The organism is Campylobacter sp. BCW_4321, assembly GCF_001763075.1.
GTDB lineage: Bacteria > Campylobacterota > Campylobacteria > Campylobacterales > Campylobacteraceae > Campylobacter_D > Campylobacter_D jejuni.
Map to the genome: position 1 here is coordinate 64,614 of NZ_MJYA01000003.1, position 16,645 is coordinate 81,258.

Annotated in this window: 18 protein-coding genes; 14 read left to right on the forward strand and 4 right to left on the reverse strand. The window is 30.9% G+C overall.

The genetic code is table 11. The annotated features are described in order from the left end of the window. Positions 1–83: 83 nt before the first annotated feature. Positions 84–1,067: an MnmA/TRMU family protein gene (locus AJN58_RS00575; protein WP_002871881.1), complete on the forward strand. Its 984-nt coding sequence runs from the start codon at positions 84–86 to the stop codon at positions 1,065–1,067. A gap of 85 nt (positions 1,068–1,152) precedes the next feature. Here the strand turns inward: AJN58_RS00575 and aroC are convergent, their stop codons facing one another. From aroC to AJN58_RS00595, 4 genes are read right to left on the reverse strand one after another with little or no spacing between them, the layout of a single operon-like run. Beyond that, complete coding sequence (gene aroC / locus AJN58_RS00580; RefSeq protein ID WP_002862274.1) at positions 1,153–2,241, reverse strand: chorismate synthase; 1,089 nt, start codon at positions 2,239–2,241, stop codon at positions 1,153–1,155. Continuing rightward, the gene (rnc, locus tag AJN58_RS00585; protein ID WP_070233515.1) at positions 2,241–2,915 is read right to left on the reverse strand and encodes a ribonuclease III; all 675 of its coding nucleotides are present in this window, start codon (positions 2,913–2,915) and stop codon (positions 2,241–2,243) included. The genes aroC and rnc overlap by 1 nt, the downstream gene beginning before the upstream one ends. Then, complete coding sequence (gene rnhA / locus AJN58_RS00590) at positions 2,902–3,342, reverse strand: ribonuclease HI (protein ID WP_002851277.1); 441 nt, start codon at positions 3,340–3,342, stop codon at positions 2,902–2,904. Before rnhA ends, rnc begins: the two co-directional genes overlap by 14 nt. Beyond that, positions 3,329–4,315 (reverse strand): hypothetical protein, encoded by a 987-nt coding sequence (locus tag AJN58_RS00595; RefSeq protein ID WP_070233514.1) that lies wholly within the window; start codon positions 4,313–4,315, stop codon positions 3,329–3,331. Before AJN58_RS00595 ends, rnhA begins: the two co-directional genes overlap by 14 nt. 69 nt (positions 4,316–4,384) lie before the next feature. Here AJN58_RS00595 and dnaG point away from each other — a divergent pair, with 69 nt between their 5' ends. The 13 genes from dnaG (at position 4,385) to AJN58_RS00660 (ending at position 16,399) form a co-directional block, all read left to right on the forward strand. Further along, complete coding sequence (gene dnaG / locus AJN58_RS00600; protein WP_070277979.1) at positions 4,385–6,202, forward strand: DNA primase; 1,818 nt, start codon at positions 4,385–4,387, stop codon at positions 6,200–6,202. Positions 6,203–6,283: 81 nt separating this feature from the next. After that, positions 6,284–6,556, forward strand: a complete 273-nt coding sequence (locus tag AJN58_RS00605; RefSeq protein ID WP_002866611.1) for a NifU family protein — start codon at positions 6,284–6,286, stop codon at positions 6,554–6,556. Next, a complete protein-coding gene (locus tag AJN58_RS00610; RefSeq protein WP_070277981.1) occupies positions 6,543–7,094 on the forward strand; it encodes a histidine kinase in 552 nt (183 codons plus the stop codon). The genes AJN58_RS00605 and AJN58_RS00610 overlap by 14 nt, the downstream gene beginning before the upstream one ends. Then, complete coding sequence (locus AJN58_RS00615; RefSeq protein ID WP_070277984.1) at positions 7,078–8,361, forward strand: UDP-N-acetylmuramoyl-L-alanyl-D-glutamate--2,6-diaminopimelate ligase; 1,284 nt, start codon at positions 7,078–7,080, stop codon at positions 8,359–8,361. The genes AJN58_RS00610 and AJN58_RS00615 overlap by 17 nt, the downstream gene beginning before the upstream one ends. A gap of 3 nt (positions 8,362–8,364) precedes the next feature. Then, on the forward strand, positions 8,365–8,676 hold the full coding sequence (locus tag AJN58_RS00620) for a YbaB/EbfC family nucleoid-associated protein (protein WP_052949887.1): 312 nt from the start codon (positions 8,365–8,367) through the stop codon (positions 8,674–8,676). After that, positions 8,673–9,767, forward strand: coding sequence for a PDZ domain-containing protein (locus tag AJN58_RS00625; protein WP_002870243.1), 1,095 nt, complete (start codon positions 8,673–8,675; stop codon positions 9,765–9,767). The genes AJN58_RS00620 and AJN58_RS00625 overlap by 4 nt, the downstream gene beginning before the upstream one ends. Then, positions 9,764–10,609 carry a polyprenyl synthetase family protein gene (locus AJN58_RS00630; RefSeq protein ID WP_070277987.1) on the forward strand — a complete coding sequence of 282 codons (846 nt, stop codon included), beginning with the start codon at positions 9,764–9,766 and terminating at the stop codon, positions 10,607–10,609. The genes AJN58_RS00625 and AJN58_RS00630 overlap by 4 nt, the downstream gene beginning before the upstream one ends. Before the next feature lie 9 nt (positions 10,610–10,618). Then, positions 10,619–12,517, forward strand: a complete 1,899-nt coding sequence (gene tkt / locus AJN58_RS00635) for a transketolase (protein ID WP_070277989.1) — start codon at positions 10,619–10,621, stop codon at positions 12,515–12,517. Position 12,518: 1 nt separating this feature from the next. Next, positions 12,519–13,628 (forward strand): ABC transporter permease, encoded by a 1,110-nt coding sequence (locus tag AJN58_RS00640; RefSeq protein ID WP_070277991.1) that lies wholly within the window; start codon positions 12,519–12,521, stop codon positions 13,626–13,628. Then, positions 13,629–14,351: an ABC transporter ATP-binding protein gene (locus AJN58_RS00645; RefSeq protein WP_002862283.1), complete on the forward strand. Its 723-nt coding sequence runs from the start codon at positions 13,629–13,631 to the stop codon at positions 14,349–14,351. A 2-nt stretch (positions 14,352–14,353) separates the two neighbouring features. After that, positions 14,354–15,244, forward strand: a complete 891-nt coding sequence (locus AJN58_RS00650; protein WP_002862284.1) for an MlaD family protein — start codon at positions 14,354–14,356, stop codon at positions 15,242–15,244. Continuing rightward, a complete protein-coding gene (locus AJN58_RS00655; protein ID WP_070291906.1) occupies positions 15,244–15,843 on the forward strand; it encodes an ABC-type transport auxiliary lipoprotein family protein in 600 nt (199 codons plus the stop codon). The genes AJN58_RS00650 and AJN58_RS00655 overlap by 1 nt, the downstream gene beginning before the upstream one ends. Positions 15,844–15,898: 55 nt before the next feature. Next, positions 15,899–16,399, forward strand: coding sequence for a flagellar FLiS export co-chaperone (locus AJN58_RS00660; RefSeq protein WP_002862286.1), 501 nt, complete (start codon positions 15,899–15,901; stop codon positions 16,397–16,399). Positions 16,400–16,645: the final 246 nt, after the last annotated feature.

Below are 16,645 nucleotides of genomic sequence, written 5' to 3' on the forward strand. Positions count from 1 at the left end.
TATTTTAAAGATTTTTTAGTTAAAATTATACCTTTTATAATCGACAAAATCTTAAAAAACTTTATAATCTCAGAAAGGAATCAATGAAAGCATTAGCTCTTTTTAGCGGTGGGCTTGATAGTATGCTTGCAATGAAACTCATCACTGCGCAAGGCATAGAAGTTAAAGCCCTAAATATCAACATAGGTTTTGGAAGCACAAGCGATAAAAGTGAAATCATGAAAAAGCGTGCAGCGATGGTAGGTGCAGATTTTGAAATGATAGATGTAAGAAATTCCTATCTTCAAGAAGTGCTTTTTAATCCACAATATGGTTATGGCAAACATTTTAATCCTTGCATAGATTGTCATGCTTTTATGTTTAAAACTGCTCTTGCTATGTTAAAAGAAGAAAATGCAAGTTTTATCATCACAGGAGAAGTTTTAGGACAACGCCCTATGAGTCAAAGAAGTGATGCGATGGCAAAAGTTAAAAAACTTGCTCTTGATGAAGAAGATTTAATCTTGCGTCCTATGTGTGCAAAAAACCTACCTCTAACCAAACCTGAAAGAGAAGGTTGGGTAGATAGAGAAAAACTCGAAGGTATTAGCGGAAGAAGTCGTAAAAGACAACTTGAACTTGCAGCTAAATTTGGATTAGAAGACTTTGAAAGCCCAGGTGGGGGTTGTTTGCTAACTCTTGATAGTTTTGCTAAAAAAATTCGAGATTTCATAGAATTTGACAAAGATATGCAGGTTAATGACGCACAACTTTTAAAATATGGTCGTCATTTAAGATTACCCAATGGAGCTAAAATGATCATAGGTAGAAATGAACTTGAAAATACTCTTTTAAAAGGTTTAAAAACTCCTAAATATGAAGTAATAGAACTTGGGGATTTAATCGGAGCTTACTCTTTGGTAGATGAAAAAATTTCAGAAAAAGACTTAGAACTTGCCTTAAAAATAGCCCTTACCTATACTAAACACGAAGCAGGAAAAAGCTATGAACTTAAATTTAAAAATCAAGCTTATACAAGTATAGCTTTTGAAAATAAGGCTGATATTAATCAATTTTTTATTAGTTAAAGTATAAAGTATTTAGCAAAACAAGCGATATAGTATTTGAATCTTTTCAAAATATTGCAATCAAGCCCATGAAAATGGGCTTTTTTTATTTTAATCCATAAGCATTTTTTAAATTGTTTAAATTCGCACTCGCATTCAAAAGCAAACAATCAGCCAAAACTAAACGCACCATAGCACTAGCTACAACACTTCCTCTAACACCTACACAAGGATCATGCCTACCTTTGAGTTCAAATTCCAAATTATTGCCAAATTTATCTATACTTTCTTGCTTGGCAAAAATAGAAGGAGTAGGTTTAAAATAAGTTTTTAAAATAAGATTTTCTCCATTTGAAATTCCTCCTAAAATTCCTCCACTATGATTGCTTAAAAACTTGCCATCTTTTAAAGCATCATTATTACACGATCCGCGCATTTTGCTTGCATTAATACCTTCGCCTATTTCAACTGCTTTAACAGCATTAATTCCCATTAAAGCATGAGCTAATTTAGAGTCTAACTTATCATAAAGAACTTCTCCAAGTCCCACAAGCATACCACTAACTTTTGTAAAAACAGCAGCGCCTACACTATCTTTTGAATTTCTAGCATTTAAAATTTCATTTTTAAAGTCACTTTCTAGTTTTGGATCAAGGCAAAAAATTTCACTTTTCTTAGCAAATTCAAAATCAAATTCTTCTTCTTTCAAATTTGATACAAAAGTTCCTATTCCAAAAACACCACTTTGAACACAAATGCCAAATTCACACAAAAGCATCGCTGCAACTGCACCACCAGCCACTCTAGCAACACTTTCTCTAGCGCTTGATCTACCTCCACCCCTATGATCTCTTATGCCATATTTATAAAAATAAGCAAAATCCGCATGAGCAGGACGAAATAGATCTTTTAAATTATCATAATCCTTAGAATGAGCATTTTCATTAAAAACTACTATAGCTATAGGATGACCCGTTGTATATCCTTCAAAAACTCCACTTAAAACCTGAGCTTTATCGCTTTCTTTTCTTGGTGTTGCAAATTTACTTCCGCCTTTGCGTTTATCAAGCTCATTTTGTAAAAATTCTTCATCAAATTTAACTCCAGCAGGCACTCCATCAATAATACATCCAACAGCCACACCATGAGACTCACCAAAACTTGTAAATTTCAATCTCGTACCAAAGGTATTCACTATAAAGCTCCTAATTTCTCAAGTGCAATTTTTGCTGCCATTTGTTGTGCTTCTTTTTTGCTTCCCGCAATAGCTCTTGCAAGTTCTTTACCATCAAGCATTAAAGCGATTTCAAATTGCTTTAAATGATCAGGACCAAAAGCACGCACTGTTTCATACTGCGGAGTTTGTCCGATTTTTCCTTGTGTAATCTCTTGTAATTTTGTTTTATAATCTTTTATAAGAATTTTTGCATCAATTTGAGGGAAATTTTTTTCTATAAGCCTTAAAGCAATAGTTTTTGCAAACTCAAACCCAGCTTCTAAATGTATAGCACCTATAATGGCTTCTAACGCATCTGAAAGTATAGAAGGCTTTTCTTTTCCTCCATTGTTTTCCTCAGCAACACTCATAAAAATAAAATCGCCCAAATTTAAACTATTTGCAATTTTTGCAAAAGACTTTTCATTCACTAAAGCCGCTCTAAGCTTAGATAAATCTCCTTCGGCATCTTTGGCGAATTTATGAAAAAGGTATTCACCCACAACTAAATCAAGCACGGCATCACCTAAAAATTCCAAGCGTTCGTTGTTGTAAGATTTTTTAAAACTTTTATGGGTTAAAGCATGTATAAGAATATTTTTATCTTTAAATTCATAAGTTAAACTCTGCTCTAGTTTTTCAATGTTTTTCATCATTTTCCCTTGCAATTTTCAAAGCAGCTTCACGCGCCAATGTATCACATCTTTCATTTTCCAAATGTCCATTATGTGCTTTTACCCAAAAAGCCTTAATCTTATGAGATTTTGCCACTTTAATATATTCCTTCCATAAATCTATATTTTTTTTACCTTTAAAATCCTTTTTTATCCATCCTTCTAGCCATTCATTAATACTTTGAACCATTAGGTTAGAATCTGTAAAAAGCGAAATTTCACAAGGCTCTTTTAAAGCCTTCAAAGATTCAATAATTGCCATTAGCTCCATTCTATTGTTAGTGGTATTAGCCTCAGCTCCAAAACCTTCCTTTTGATACTCTTTATAACGCAAAATATAAGCCCATCCACCAAAACCTGGATTATTAAGACATGAACCGTCTGTATAAATTTCAATGTGCTTCATTATTTTTCACTTCATAAATAATTTTACAAGTATTAAACTCATAACAAACAGGACAGTGATAAAAAAACAAAGGCATAACATTTTTACACTCAGAACAACGGTATGAAAATTCTAACCTCGCATTAAAAGAATTATCTTTTAAAATTTTTAACATTTTAAAATTAGAATTTTTAAAAACAAACTGATGCGTATCATCATGCTTTGAAATTTTACCCAAAGCATAAAAGAATTCTAAAAAATCTTGATTTTCTAAATTAAACGCTTCATTTTCTCTATAAAGCAAATCACAAATATCAAAAAAATTTTGCCCTAAAAACATATGATATTTTTCAAAAACTAAACGCCCTAACATAGGATTATCTTCTATTTTAAATTCTAAAAGTTTTTTCTTTTTTTCTTCATCGGTGATATTAAAAGTACAAAGTTCTAAAGCTTTGATAAAATCATGCTCTTTTTGCACATCTTCATTAAGCTCAAAAAGACATTCTAAAAGTTCTAAATTTTCTTTATAAGAACGAAGTTTTAAATAAACAATTTTTAAAAGTTTTAAGGCTTGTATATTTCTTGGACGCAGTTTTAAAACTTGTAATAAAACTTCTTTTGCACGCTCTAAAAATCCTGCTTTAAAATAAACTTTTGCTAAAGAAAGGAAAATAAATTCTCTTTCTTGTTTATCTTTACATTTTTCAAGAGCAATCAAATAAATTTGAGTTGCTTTTTCAAATTCCCCACTTTTGGTAAAAATTTCAGCCAAAAAACTTAAATTTCCAAAACTCAAGCTACTATTTCTTAACAACTCTTTATGAGCGTTATCCATTTCAAATTTTTTTATAAATTTTTCAAGCTTTTGTTCTTCATCTTTGTTAGCAAATATTTTCCAAATATAATTTACAACAGCTACAACAAATACTAAAATGGTTAAAATTATAAGCCCTACTAAAGGGTCTCTGTATTCTACAAAGAAAAAATCCATAGTCTCGCTCTAAAAATTTTATGCCAAATTATAGCCAAATCTTTGTATAATTTTAACAAGGTTTGTAAAATGATAACTAAAGAAAGTATAGAAAATTTATCCCAAAGACTTAATATTGTTGATATTATAGAAAATTATATTGAAGTAAAAAAACAAGGCTCTAGTTTTGTGTGTATCTGTCCTTTCCATGCAGATAAAAACCCGTCTATGCATATCAATCCTACCAAAGGTTTTTATCATTGTTTTGCTTGCAAGGCTGGTGGAGATGCTTTTAAATTTGTAATGGATTATGAAAAATTAAGTTTTGCCGATGCAGTTGAAAAAGTTGCAAGCCTTAGTAATTTTACTTTGAGTTATACAAAAGAAAAACAAGAAAATAAAAAAGAGCTAAAGTCTATACTACCAAGCTTAAATGCGTATTTTAAAGATAATCTCAAACACCACAAAGAAGTTTTAACCTATCTTTACCAAAGAGCTTTAAATGACAAAGATATAGCCAAATTCGAATTAGGTTTTGCAGGAGCAAGTGAAGATAGTATAAGATTATTGCAAAATCAAAAAATTCCTTTAGAAGATGCTATGAGTGTTGGAGCTTTAAAAAAAGATGAAAATAATGAATTTTACGCAAGTTTTATATGGCGTATCACCTTTCCAATCTACGATCATAAAGACTTATTAGTAGGGTTTGGAGGGCGTACTTTAAATCCCAATGTACCGGCAAAGTATGTAAATTCACCCCAAAATATACTTTTTGATAAAAGTAGAATTTTTTATGCTTTTAACATCGCTAAAGAAAATATAGCCAAAAAAAAAGAAATAATAGTATGTGAAGGCTACATGGATGCAATAGCTTTTCACAAAGCAGGGTTTAACAATGCTGTAGCAGTTCTTGGAACAGCACTAACCGAACATCATCTACCTTTAATCCGCCGTTATGATGCAAAAGTGATTTTATGTTTTGACAATGATGAAGCAGGATTAAAAGCTGCGACACGATCTGCATTTTTATTAAGCACAAATAAAATAGACGGTAAAGTGGCAATTTTACAAGGCGGAAAAGATCCCGCTGAGCTCGTAGCAAAAAATGAAAGCACAAAACTTCATAATATACTCGATGAAGGAATAGAGCTTGGTGAATTTTATATCAGACGCTTAATATCCACTCATTCCATAATTTCTGCTCTTGACAAACAAAAAGCTTTAGAAACTATACAAAAATTCACCTTTAATCTTGAACCTTTAGTGGCAAATTCTTACACTGGTCTAGTTTCAAATTTATTAAAAGTGGATGAAAAATTTATCGTCTTATCACAAAATTCAAAAAAAACCATACAAACCCCTTTAATTTCTCAAAATAAATACAATTTTCCTAAAGAAAAAATTCACATTGCAGAATTAGAACTTATAGCTTTTTTAAAACAGCATCCAGATATATGTAACGATTTTAAGCAAATTAGTGATAGTGTTTGTTTTAAGCATAAAATTTTATTGGATAAAATTTTAGAAAAAAAAGGTTATGAAGATAGTGATATTAGAGAATTTGAAAGTAAAAATATTCGAAAAAATTTAAACTATAGCGAATTCTTGTTAGGTATTTGCAAGGTTAATTTAGCTTTTTTAAACAATGTAAAAATTAAAAATTCTACACTCGCATTAAAAAAACAACTTTTTACGCTTATTGATAAAAATTTAAATCTTCTAATTAAAAATTTAAATACCGAAGAATTAAATAATTTTTTAAAAGAATATTTAAGCTTCTTAAAATATGAAAAAAACGAAGAAATTCTGCAACAATCATTTAGAAACTTAAATGGAATTTTTAGTAACAAAAACTTTACAGCTTATGATTTAGGATTTAGCGCACAAGATAATGACGAACCTTTTTAATTTATTTAAATTTCAAGCCTTAATTTACCTTTTTTTAAACACAATCACGCTAAAGTATATAAAAATTTTTAAGGATAAATTATGATGCCTTTTAGTGATGAAGAGCTTATAAATCCTGTTAAAGCAAGTTTAGAAAAGAGCTTGCCTATGCTTGAACGTGATGGCGGAGGGCTTGAATTTTTAGGGATTAAAAATGGGGTTGTTTATGTCCATTTAATAGGAGCTTGCAAAGGTTGTGCATCAAGTGGAACGACACTAAAATACGGTCTTGAAAGGCAACTTAAGATTGATATTCATCCAGAAATCACTATAATCAATTTAAACGGCGGAGCAGACGAATTTGCAAAATTATAAAAAACTTGGAATTGAACATTTTTACAAAAAAGATTTTAAAACTGCAAAAATGTATTTTTCTATGGCCTATGAAAAACGCAAAAATAAACGCTTGCTAAATTTTATCTGCCTTTGCGATCTTGCTTTAAAATCTCCTAAAGAAGCTTCTTTACTTTTTGATTTTTATATAGAACATTACAAAATCTCTAGCATTGATAAAGACTTAGAAGAAATTTTAAGTACAATTGAATTTAAAAAACAAGAAAACGAACAAGAAAACGAATTTGAAGATGGGCATGCGTTAAATTATCAAGATTTTTTAAAAAGCGAAGAAGAACTTGGCTTTCAAAAAAGTTTTGAAAATATCATTAATAGCACTAAATTAGTTATTGATAATCGTGATGATTTTTTAGATTTTTTGGAAAAATTACTTGATAATGGCTATAAAGATATGACTTTAAATTATATAGAAAATGTTATGCCTCATTTTTGGGCAAATGATAGATTTATCAAACTCCAAGAAAAACTCATAGGATTTAAAAGTGAAATTAAAACTTGAAAATTCATTCATTACAGATAATACCTTAGAGTGCGAAAAAGAATGCTTTTTTTTACAAACCACACAAAATACTAAATTTCACGCTCAAGCCTTAGAAAAAGGTGCAAAAATTATTGATGTAAATGAGTGTAAAAAACTTTTAAAAATCGATGAAAAGATTCAAATCATAGGAATCACAGGAACCAATGGCAAAACCACAACCGCAGCAGCGATTTATTCTATCTTATTGGATTTAGGTTATAAATGCGGGCTTTGCGGGACAAGAGGAGCTTTTATCAACGATGAACAAGTTGATGAAAAATCCTTAACCACCTCCCCTATTCTTAAAACCTTAGAGTACCTACAAATAGCCACTCAAAAAAAATGTGATTTTTTCATCATGGAAGTAAGCTCACACGCACTCGTTCAAAACCGTATCGAAGGCTTAAATTTTGCTGCTAAAATTTTTACCAATATCACTCAAGATCATTTAGATTTTCACGGTACTTTTGAAAATTACAAAGAAGCAAAAGAACTTTTTTTTACAGATGAGAGTTTAAAATTTATCAACAAAGATGCTTTGGCTATTAAATTTAATGTGCGTAACGCTTTTACTTATGGCATAGAAAATCCTGCTTTATATCAAATCAAAGCTTATTCTTTAGAAGAAGGTATTAGTGCTATTGTAACAAATAAAAATCAAACTTTTCACATAGACTCGCCCTTGCTAGGACTTTTTAATCTTTACAATCTTCTAGTTGCTAGTGCTTGTGTGAATGAACTCGTAAAGCCTGATTTAAAAGACTTGGAAAATGCTATCAGTGGATTTGGCGGGGTTTGTGGCAGGGTAGAACAAGTAGCAAAAGGCGTGATTGTGGATTTTGCTCATACGCCTGATGGCATTGAAAAAGTGCTTGACACTCTTAAAAATAAAAAGCTCATCGTTGTTTTTGGAGCAGGTGGAGATAGAGATAAAACCAAACGCCCTTTAATGGGAAAAATCGTCGAACATTTTGCAAAAATTGCTATCATTACAAGTGATAATCCACGCAGCGAAGAACCAAAAACCATCATGGAAGAAATTTTATCAGGCTTCGCTAAAAAAGAAAAAGTTTTAGTGATAGAAGATAGAAAAGAAGCCATAAAAAAAGCTTTAGAACTAAAAGAAAATGACGATTTAGTCGTTATTTTAGGCAAAGGTGATGAAACTACTCAAGAAATTAAAGGGATAAAATATCCTTTTAGCGATAAAGTAGTTGTTAATGAAATTTTAAAAAATCAAGGATAATCAATGTTTGAAAATATGGATTTTTCTAAAATGGGAGAACTTTTAAATCAAGTTCAAGAAAAAGCAAAAAATATAGAATTAGAACTTGCAAATCGTGAATTTAGCGCCAAAAGTGGAGCAGGACTTGTTAAAGTAAGCGCCAATGGAAAAGGCGAGATTATCGATGTTAGCATTGATGATTCTTTACTTGAAGATAAAGAGTCCTTGCAAATTTTACTTATTTCTGCAATTAATGATGTTTTGGCTATGGTTGCGCAAAATCGTTCCAATATGGCGAATGATGTTTTAGGCGGTTTTGGAGGTATGAAATTATGAAAAAAATTTTAATTATTTGCATGCTTTTTACTTTGTCTTTTGGTATAGAAAGACCTAAATTTGAAGATTTTTTAGCAGGTTATGAAAGAAATAAGGCAAGCATGCTCAACTATGAAGGAATGCCAGCTTTTGCACTCAGTGAAAATTTACTTGCTGTATTAAAACAACCTAATGCTAAGCTTAATAAATATGTAAAATACGATCCATTTTTAAATTTATATCTTGTAAGAACTGACTTTAGCCTAATCCCTACTCCTATGGGTGATGAAGAAAAACTTACTCGTAATGATTGGGTTGGAATTTGGGATCCTAATAAACCTTATATAGGACATATTAAGTATTTAGCTCAAAATATTGATGAAAAAGATCAACTTGATTTTAATTCTAAAATAGGACTTTTAGGGACTCCATGCTGTGAAATGATGGGGATTGCTTTAAATAATAGCTCTTTTATAGGCAATCGCTATTTAAAACATTTTATGAAATATAACGATGTTTATTGGGGGGATATTGGCGTTGATTTTGTTGTTCGAGAAAATAAAATTTATGTTAACAATGTAAGAAAAAATCCACAATTTTTAATCAACGATCAAGTTATAAGTGTTGATGGCTTGCCCGCCAATGATTTAAGAAAACTCAATGAAAAAATTCTTTTTGCAGATCGCGGAAGCACTCTTTATTTTCAAGTGTTGCGTGATAATATGGATTTAAATATTTCTACTGAAGTTTTTGCAAAAGATTTGAGCAAATTTAACCTTCCTGATTCTAAACCAAAACCAAAAATTACAAATTTCACAAGCAATCTTGGTTTAACGGTTAATACTAGTCTTGTTGTAACCAAAATAGATCCAAAATCAAAAGCATCAAATGCAGGATTTATGGTAGGAGATAAAATTTTACGCGTTAATAATATTATTTTAAATAATTTTAAAGAATTACAAAATATTTTAAGCGCTGGTAATGACTTTAGCATCTTAATTGAACGCAAAAGTACTAAATTACCTTTATCAAATTTCAACAATGAACTAGGCGGAAATGCCAACTCAGGTGGCGATGGTAAATTTCAATTTTTCATAAGGCTTACTAAGTGAATTTAAAAGAACTTTTTATCCATCACTTAGAAAAAAATCTACCTAAGGTTGAAAGCTTTCATCCTTTTTTTAATGAAGCTTTAGCCCTTATGCTAAAAGCAGGAGGAAAGCATTTTCGTGCACAATTGCTTTTAAGCGTAGTACAAAGCAATAAACCTGAACTTTTAAATCAAGCTTTAGATGTGGCTTTAGCTTTGGAATTTATCCATACTTATTCACTCATACACGATGATTTACCCGCTATGGATAATGCGGACTTTAGACGAGGAATTCCAACCTTACACAAAAGCTACGATGAAACTACAGCCATCTTAGTGGGCGATGCTTTAAATACTGAAGCTTTTTTAGCTCTAAGTCATGCTCATTTAAAAGATGAAATCAAAATCAAACTCATAAAAACCCTTGCCTTTAATGCAGGACTTAATGGAATGGTTATAGGACAAGCTATTGATTGTTTTTTTGAAGACAAAAGACTGAGTTTAAATGAACTTGAGTTTTTACATACACACAAAACCGCAAGATTAATCGCTGCAGCTTTAAAAATGGGTTGTGAAATTTGCGAACTTAACAACGAAGAAAGCAATCAAATTTACAAACTTGGTTTAAAACTAGGACTGATTTTTCAAATCAATGATGATATTATCGATGTAACTACAAGTCAAGAACAAAGCGGAAAGCCTACTAACAACGATATTCATAAAAATTCTTTTGTCAATTTGCTTGGACTTGAACAAGCCATAAAAACAAAAGAAAATCTTCTTAGTGAATGCGAACAAGACTTAGAAAAACTTAATGAAAAACTCGCACAAATGATACAAAATTTAATAATTCAATACTTATAAAGGCAAAAAATGGACATTCAAATTTTACAAGAACAGGCAAATACTCTAAGATTTTTAAGTGCCGATATGGTGCAAAAAGCAAACTCAGGACACCCAGGTGCACCTTTGGGCTTAGCAGATATTTTAAGTGTTTTAAGTTATCATTTAAAGCACAATCCTAAAAATCCCACTTGGCTAAACCGTGATAGACTTATATTTTCAGGTGGACATGCAAGTGCTTTGCTTTATAGTTTTTTACATTTAAGTGGCTATGATTTAAGCTTGGAAGATCTTAAAAATTTCCGCCAACTTCATGCTAAAACCCCTGGACACCCTGAAATTTCAACTCTTGGAGTAGAAATCGCTACAGGCCCTTTAGGGCAAGGCGTTGCCAATGCCGTAGGCTTTGCTATGGCAGCAAAAAAAGCACAAAATTTGCTAGGTAGTGATTTAATCGATCATAAAATTTATTGTCTTTGCGGAGATGGGGATTTACAAGAAGGCATTTCTTATGAAGCTTGTTCTTTAGCAGGACTTCACAAACTTGATAATTTCATACTTATTTACGATAGCAACAATATCTCCATAGAAGGCGATGTAGGTTTAGCCTTTAATGAAAATGTAAAAATGCGTTTTGAAGCACAAGGATTTGAAGTTTTAAGTATAAATGGACACAATTACGAAGAAATCAATAAAGCCTTAGAACAAGCTAAAAAATCCACAAAACCTTGTCTTATCATCGCAAAAACAACTATAGCAAAGGGTGCAGGAGAGCTTGAAGGCAGTCATAAAAGCCATGGTGCACCTTTGGGCGAAGAAGTGATTAAAAAAGCCAAAGAACAAGCAGGTTTTGTTCCAAATATCAGTTTTCATATCCCACAAGCAAGCAAAATCCGCTTTGAAAGTGCTGTAGAACTTGGGGATTTAGAAGAAGCAAAATGGAAAGATAAACTTGAAAAAAGTGGTAAAAAAGAACTTTTAGAAAGGCTATTAAACCCTGATTTTAGCAAGATAGCTTATCCTGATTTTAAAGGAAAAGATCTTGCTACAAGAGATAGCAATGGTGAAATTTTAAATGTTTTAGCTAAAAATTTAGAAGGATTTTTAGGTGGAAGTGCGGATTTAGGCCCTTCAAATAAAACAGAACTTCACGGTATGGGAGACTTTATAGAAGGTAAAAATATCCATTTTGGCATCAGAGAACACGCTATGGCAGCGATTAACAATGCTTTTGCAAGATATGGAATTTTCTTACCATTTTCGGCAACTTTTTTCATCTTTAGCGAGTACTTAAAACCTGCCGCAAGAATAGCAGCCCTAATGAAAATCAAACATTTTTTCATTTTCACACACGATAGCATAGGTGTGGGCGAAGATGGACCAACACACCAACCTATAGAACAACTTAGCACTTTTAGAGCTATGCCAAATTTTTTAACCTTTAGACCTGCTGATGGAGTGGAAAATGTCAAAGCTTGGCAAATAGCCTTAAATGAAGGTATTCCAAGTGCTTTTGTGCTTTCACGCCAAAAACTCAAAGCTCTAAATGAACCCGTTTTTGGAGATGTAAAAAACGGAGCATATTTACTTAAAGAAAGCAAAGATGCTAAATTTACACTTTTAGCGAGCGGAAGTGAAGTTTGGCTTTGTTTAGAAAGTGCAAACGAACTAGAAAAACAAGGTTTTGCTTGTAATGTTGTTTCCATGCCTTGTTTTGAACTTTTTGAAAAACAAGATAAAGCTTATCAAGAAAGATTGTTAAAAGGTGAAGTTATAGGTGTTGAAGCAGCGCATTCTAATGAACTTTATAAATTTTGCCATAAAGTGTATGGTATAGAAAGTTTTGGAGAAAGTGGCAAAGACAAGGATGTTTTTGAACACTTTGGCTTTAGCGTTTCAAAGCTTGTAAATTTTATCCTTAGCAAATAAAATGAATACAAATTTCAAATTTCAAAATAACACTCTTTTTATCTTTGGAATTTGGGATAAAACAAGTATTTATAAGTTAAAAATAAAAGATTTTTTAGCTTTGATTCAAAGCAAGGAAGTGATTTTTGATTTTAAAGATCTAAAAGCAATCGATACCGCTGGAGTGAGATTTTTCCTTGCTTTGGAAAATGACCTTAAAGATAAAAATATTAAAATCACCAAAGAAGGCTTAAATTCACGCTTTCAAACCCTTTTTGAACTTTGTGAAAAAAACTACCAAAGACTAAGCAAAACAAAAAAATCACATAAAAATTTCAGTGAATACTTTATCGATCTTGGAAAATTAAGTTTAGAACTTTTAAAAATTTTAAGAAAATTCATCAATTTCACAGGAGCTTTTTCCACAAGTCTTTTTTTATGCCTTAAAAATCCTAAAAATTTTCGCTTTATTGCTTTTTTATATCATATAGAAAATTCTGCTTTTAAAGCCTTGCCTATAGTTATTTTAACTGCTCTTTTAGTAGGAGTGGTTTTAGCCTATCAGGCCGCTTATCAACTCGCACAATTTGGAGCCAATATTTTCATAGTAGATTTGATGGGAATTTCAGCCACTAGAGAACTTGCACCTTTAATCGCCGCCATAGTGATCGCAGGAAGAAGTGCAAGCTCTTATACCGCACAAATTGGAGTGATGAAAATTACTGATGAAATTGCAGCTATGAATACTATGGGTTTTCGTTCTTTTGAATTTATTATTATTCCACGTGTTATGGCTTTGGTAGTGGCTATGCCTTTAATCGTTGCCATTAGCGATGCAATCAGTATTATAGGTGGAATGATGGTTGCAAAATTAAATCTTGATATTTCTTTTGCCGAATTTTTAAGACGCTTTAGAGAAGCTGTAGATATAAAACATATCTTTATAGGACTTGTAAAAGCACCTATTTTTGGATTTTTAATAGGGCTTATTGCTTGTTTTCGTGGTTTTGAGGTAAAAAACACTACACAAAGCATAGGAATTTATACCACAAAAAGCGTTGTAAATGCTATTTTTTGGGTGATAGCTTTTGATGCTTTATTCTCTGTTATTCTAACTTCTGCAGGAATTTAAATGGTTATTAAAGCACAAAATATCATTACAAAATTTGGAGAAAAAATCGTCCATGATGGCGTAAGTTTTGAAATCAAAAAAAACGAAATTTTTGGTATTTTAGGAGGTAGTGGAAGTGGAAAATCCGTCCTTTTAAAACAAATGCTTATGCTTGAACATTTTGATGGTGGAGAATATGAAATTTTAGGTTATAAACTTAAAAATATCAACGAAGAAGATGCACTTGCTTTGCGTAAAAAATGGGGTGTGGTTTTTCAGTTTGCTGCACTTTTTAGCTTTTTTAATGTTTATGAAAATATAGCCATTCCTTTAAAAGAATACACTCATTTAGATGAAAATAGCATACAAGAACTGGTTTTAATGAAGCTAAAAATGGTAGGTTTAAACGAAAGTGTTTTAAAACAATTTCCAAGCGAACTTAGTGGTGGTATGCAAAAAAGAGTGGCAATTGCTAGAGCTTTAGCACTTGATAGTAAGTTACTTTTTTTAGATGAACCTACCTCAGGACTTGACCCTCATAGTAGTCGCGAATTTGACGATTTGGTTTTAGAATTAAAAAAAAGTTTTGATTTAAATATCATTTTGGTTACACATGATAAAGAAAGTATGAAAAATTTACTCGATCGCTTTATCATTTTAGAAAATAAAAAAGTTGGATTTTGCGGTACTTATGAAGAATTACGCCTGCAAAATGAACGACTTTTTAAAAGATTTATGGAGTAAAAGTGGAAAATAGAGCAAATTATTTTTTTGTAGGACTTTTTGTTTTTGGAGTGTTTTTTGCAAGTCTTGGTTTCATACTTTGGCTTGGTGGATACTCTAAAGAAGAAAGTTTTAAGTATTATGAAATTCACACGCAAGAATCCGTTGCAGGACTTGGCATAAAAGCACCCGTAAGGCTTTTGGGCGTGGAAGTAGGTAGCGTAGAAGAAATCAGCATTTACAATCAAGATGAACTCGGCGTTAACATACGCATTAAGGTCAAAAACAATACCCCTATAAAAGAAGACACCTTTGCTACTTTGCAACTTCAAGGTATCACAGGACTTAAATTTGTCCAACTTCAAGGCGGAAGCAAAAATAGCAAAGATTTAGTATCTATACAGGGAAAACTTCCAGTCATTCCTTTTAAAGAAAGTTTTTTAGCAACCATAGACAGACAAAGTGAACATATTTTTTCTTTGGTTAAAACGGCCGATGATAAATCAAAAGAACTTTTAAGCGAAAAAAATCTTAAAAATCTAGAAATCTTTTTGCAAAATCTAGCAGAATTAAGTGCAAATTTAAATGCTAATTCTAAAAATTTAAGCCTTAATCTTTCAAACACAAGTTTAAAAATAGGAAAAATGGCTGATAATATAAGCCTTAGTGCGCAAAATTTCAACTCCAGTCTTAAAGACATAAAAGAAAGCACGATGATTTTAAAAAATTTCATAAAAAAAGCTGATGAAAAATTAAACACTTATGATGATATTAAAGCATCTTTGATGCAAAATTTAGAGCTTTTTAAACGAATTTTAATTGAAAGCAATATTCTAATAGAAAATTTACAAAACAGCCCTGCTGATTTGATTTTTAAAGAAACTAAACCTAAACTAGGACCAGGAGAAAAATAATGCTAAAGCAATTATTCTATATTTTGACTTTTATTTTTATATTATGCGGATGCTCTTTAAGACACGAAACCATCAACAAAAATGAAAATATCATATTAAAAGATGAAGGAATAGACTCAAATATTTTTTTTAAAAAAATCGGTAAAATTCTTAAAATTCGCAATGCAAATGCACCTTGGTATTTAAACTCGCGAGCTATTGTTTATATAGATAATGGTTTTAGCAACAAATACGCACATTATTTCTGGGGAGACTTACCAAGCAATCTTTATTCTTTTTTAATTTTATCAAAATTTGAACAAAGCAATATTTTTACAACCTTACTTTCTTCAACAAGCTCTTTAAATGCGGATTATGCCCTTGAAAGCAGGATTAACTCTTTTGAACAAATTCTTAACAACAATGAAAACTACGCTCAAATTTCTATAAGCGTAAATTTCATAAATCTTGAAAACAATCAAATAATAGCTCATAAAATTTTCAATACTAAAGAAAAAATAGAAAAAAAAGATATCCGCTCTACTTATAATGCTTTTCAAAAAGCCTTAAATAAAATTGGAAATGAGATTGTTTTTTGGGTAAATTCTAATTTATCCTAATTTAGGAACACTTTTTGCTTTTTAAATATTTAGCAATATTTTTGAAAGGTAAACAATGAAAAGTGATTTAGATATATTTAAAAAACACTTAGGCGAAATTCAAAGCGTGAATGAATTTAAAGCAAATCAAATTTGCTCTCAAATCAATGATGCAAATGATTTTATAGGAGCACTTCAAGTACTTGATATGTCTTTAAAAAAAATAGAAAAAAGCATTCTAGAAAGAATAGATGAAAATTCAGATGATATGCAAAAAAGAACTCTTGATGCCACAGCATCACAACTTATACAAAACTGCTCTTTCATGGGAACAGCCCTTTTTGGAAATATTTTCAATGTTTATGTTGGTAAAAAACTTTTTGAATTTGAAATTGCTAATCCACTTTTAATTCTTCAAACAAGTAATTACGAAGGTGTATTAGCCTATATACAAGATAAAAGAGATGAAATAAAAATCATTCTATCAGAGTTAGCAACTGCAATCACCATGGGCGAAACTGTGGATAATGCTGGAATTTATAACTCTACAATGGATTTTAAAAATTTATTTAAATAAGAATAGTAATCATTTGTTCTCTTTAAGCAAATATAATATATTTTAGCTTAAAGAGATTTTCCAAACTCTAAAAGAGAGTTAGGCTACGAATAAAAAGGGGGAGGGAAATAGCCTAACCCAAACGAGATCTTAAAAGATCTCTTTAAACTAAAATAAATATTTAGATAATTTAACAATTTTTATTAAATTATCTAAACCATATTTATGTTTTAGTTTAATACGATGTGACATTTTATTCTAAAAACA

What these genes read in the sequence shown, in the direction of transcription:
- AJN58_RS00660 (WP_002862286.1), top strand. Translation starts at nt 15,899, where the DNA reads ATGAAAAGTGATTTAGATATATTTAAAAAACACTTAGGCGAAATTCAA.
- AJN58_RS00645 (WP_002862283.1), top strand. Translation starts at nt 13,629, where the DNA reads ATGGTTATTAAAGCACAAAATATCATTACAAAATTTGGAGAAAAAATC.
- AJN58_RS00640 (WP_070277991.1), top strand. Translation starts at nt 12,519, where the DNA reads ATGAATACAAATTTCAAATTTCAAAATAACACTCTTTTTATCTTTGGA.
- AJN58_RS00620 (WP_052949887.1), top strand. Translation starts at nt 8,365, where the DNA reads ATGTTTGAAAATATGGATTTTTCTAAAATGGGAGAACTTTTAAATCAA.
- rnhA (WP_002851277.1), bottom strand. Translation starts at nt 3,342, where the DNA reads ATGAAGCACATTGAAATTTATACAGACGGTTCATGTCTTAATAATCCA.
- AJN58_RS00625 (WP_002870243.1), top strand. Translation starts at nt 8,673, where the DNA reads ATGAAAAAAATTTTAATTATTTGCATGCTTTTTACTTTGTCTTTTGGT.
- rnc (WP_070233515.1), bottom strand. Translation starts at nt 2,915, where the DNA reads ATGAAAAACATTGAAAAACTAGAGCAGAGTTTAACTTATGAATTTAAA.
- AJN58_RS00595 (WP_070233514.1), bottom strand. Translation starts at nt 4,315, where the DNA reads ATGGATTTTTTCTTTGTAGAATACAGAGACCCTTTAGTAGGGCTTATA.
- AJN58_RS00655 (WP_070291906.1), top strand. Translation starts at nt 15,244, where the DNA reads ATGCTAAAGCAATTATTCTATATTTTGACTTTTATTTTTATATTATGC.
- AJN58_RS00605 (WP_002866611.1), top strand. Translation starts at nt 6,284, where the DNA reads ATGATGCCTTTTAGTGATGAAGAGCTTATAAATCCTGTTAAAGCAAGT.
- tkt (WP_070277989.1), top strand. Translation starts at nt 10,619, where the DNA reads ATGGACATTCAAATTTTACAAGAACAGGCAAATACTCTAAGATTTTTA.
- dnaG (WP_070277979.1), top strand. Translation starts at nt 4,385, where the DNA reads ATGATAACTAAAGAAAGTATAGAAAATTTATCCCAAAGACTTAATATT.
- AJN58_RS00575 (WP_002871881.1), top strand. Translation starts at nt 84, where the DNA reads ATGAAAGCATTAGCTCTTTTTAGCGGTGGGCTTGATAGTATGCTTGCA.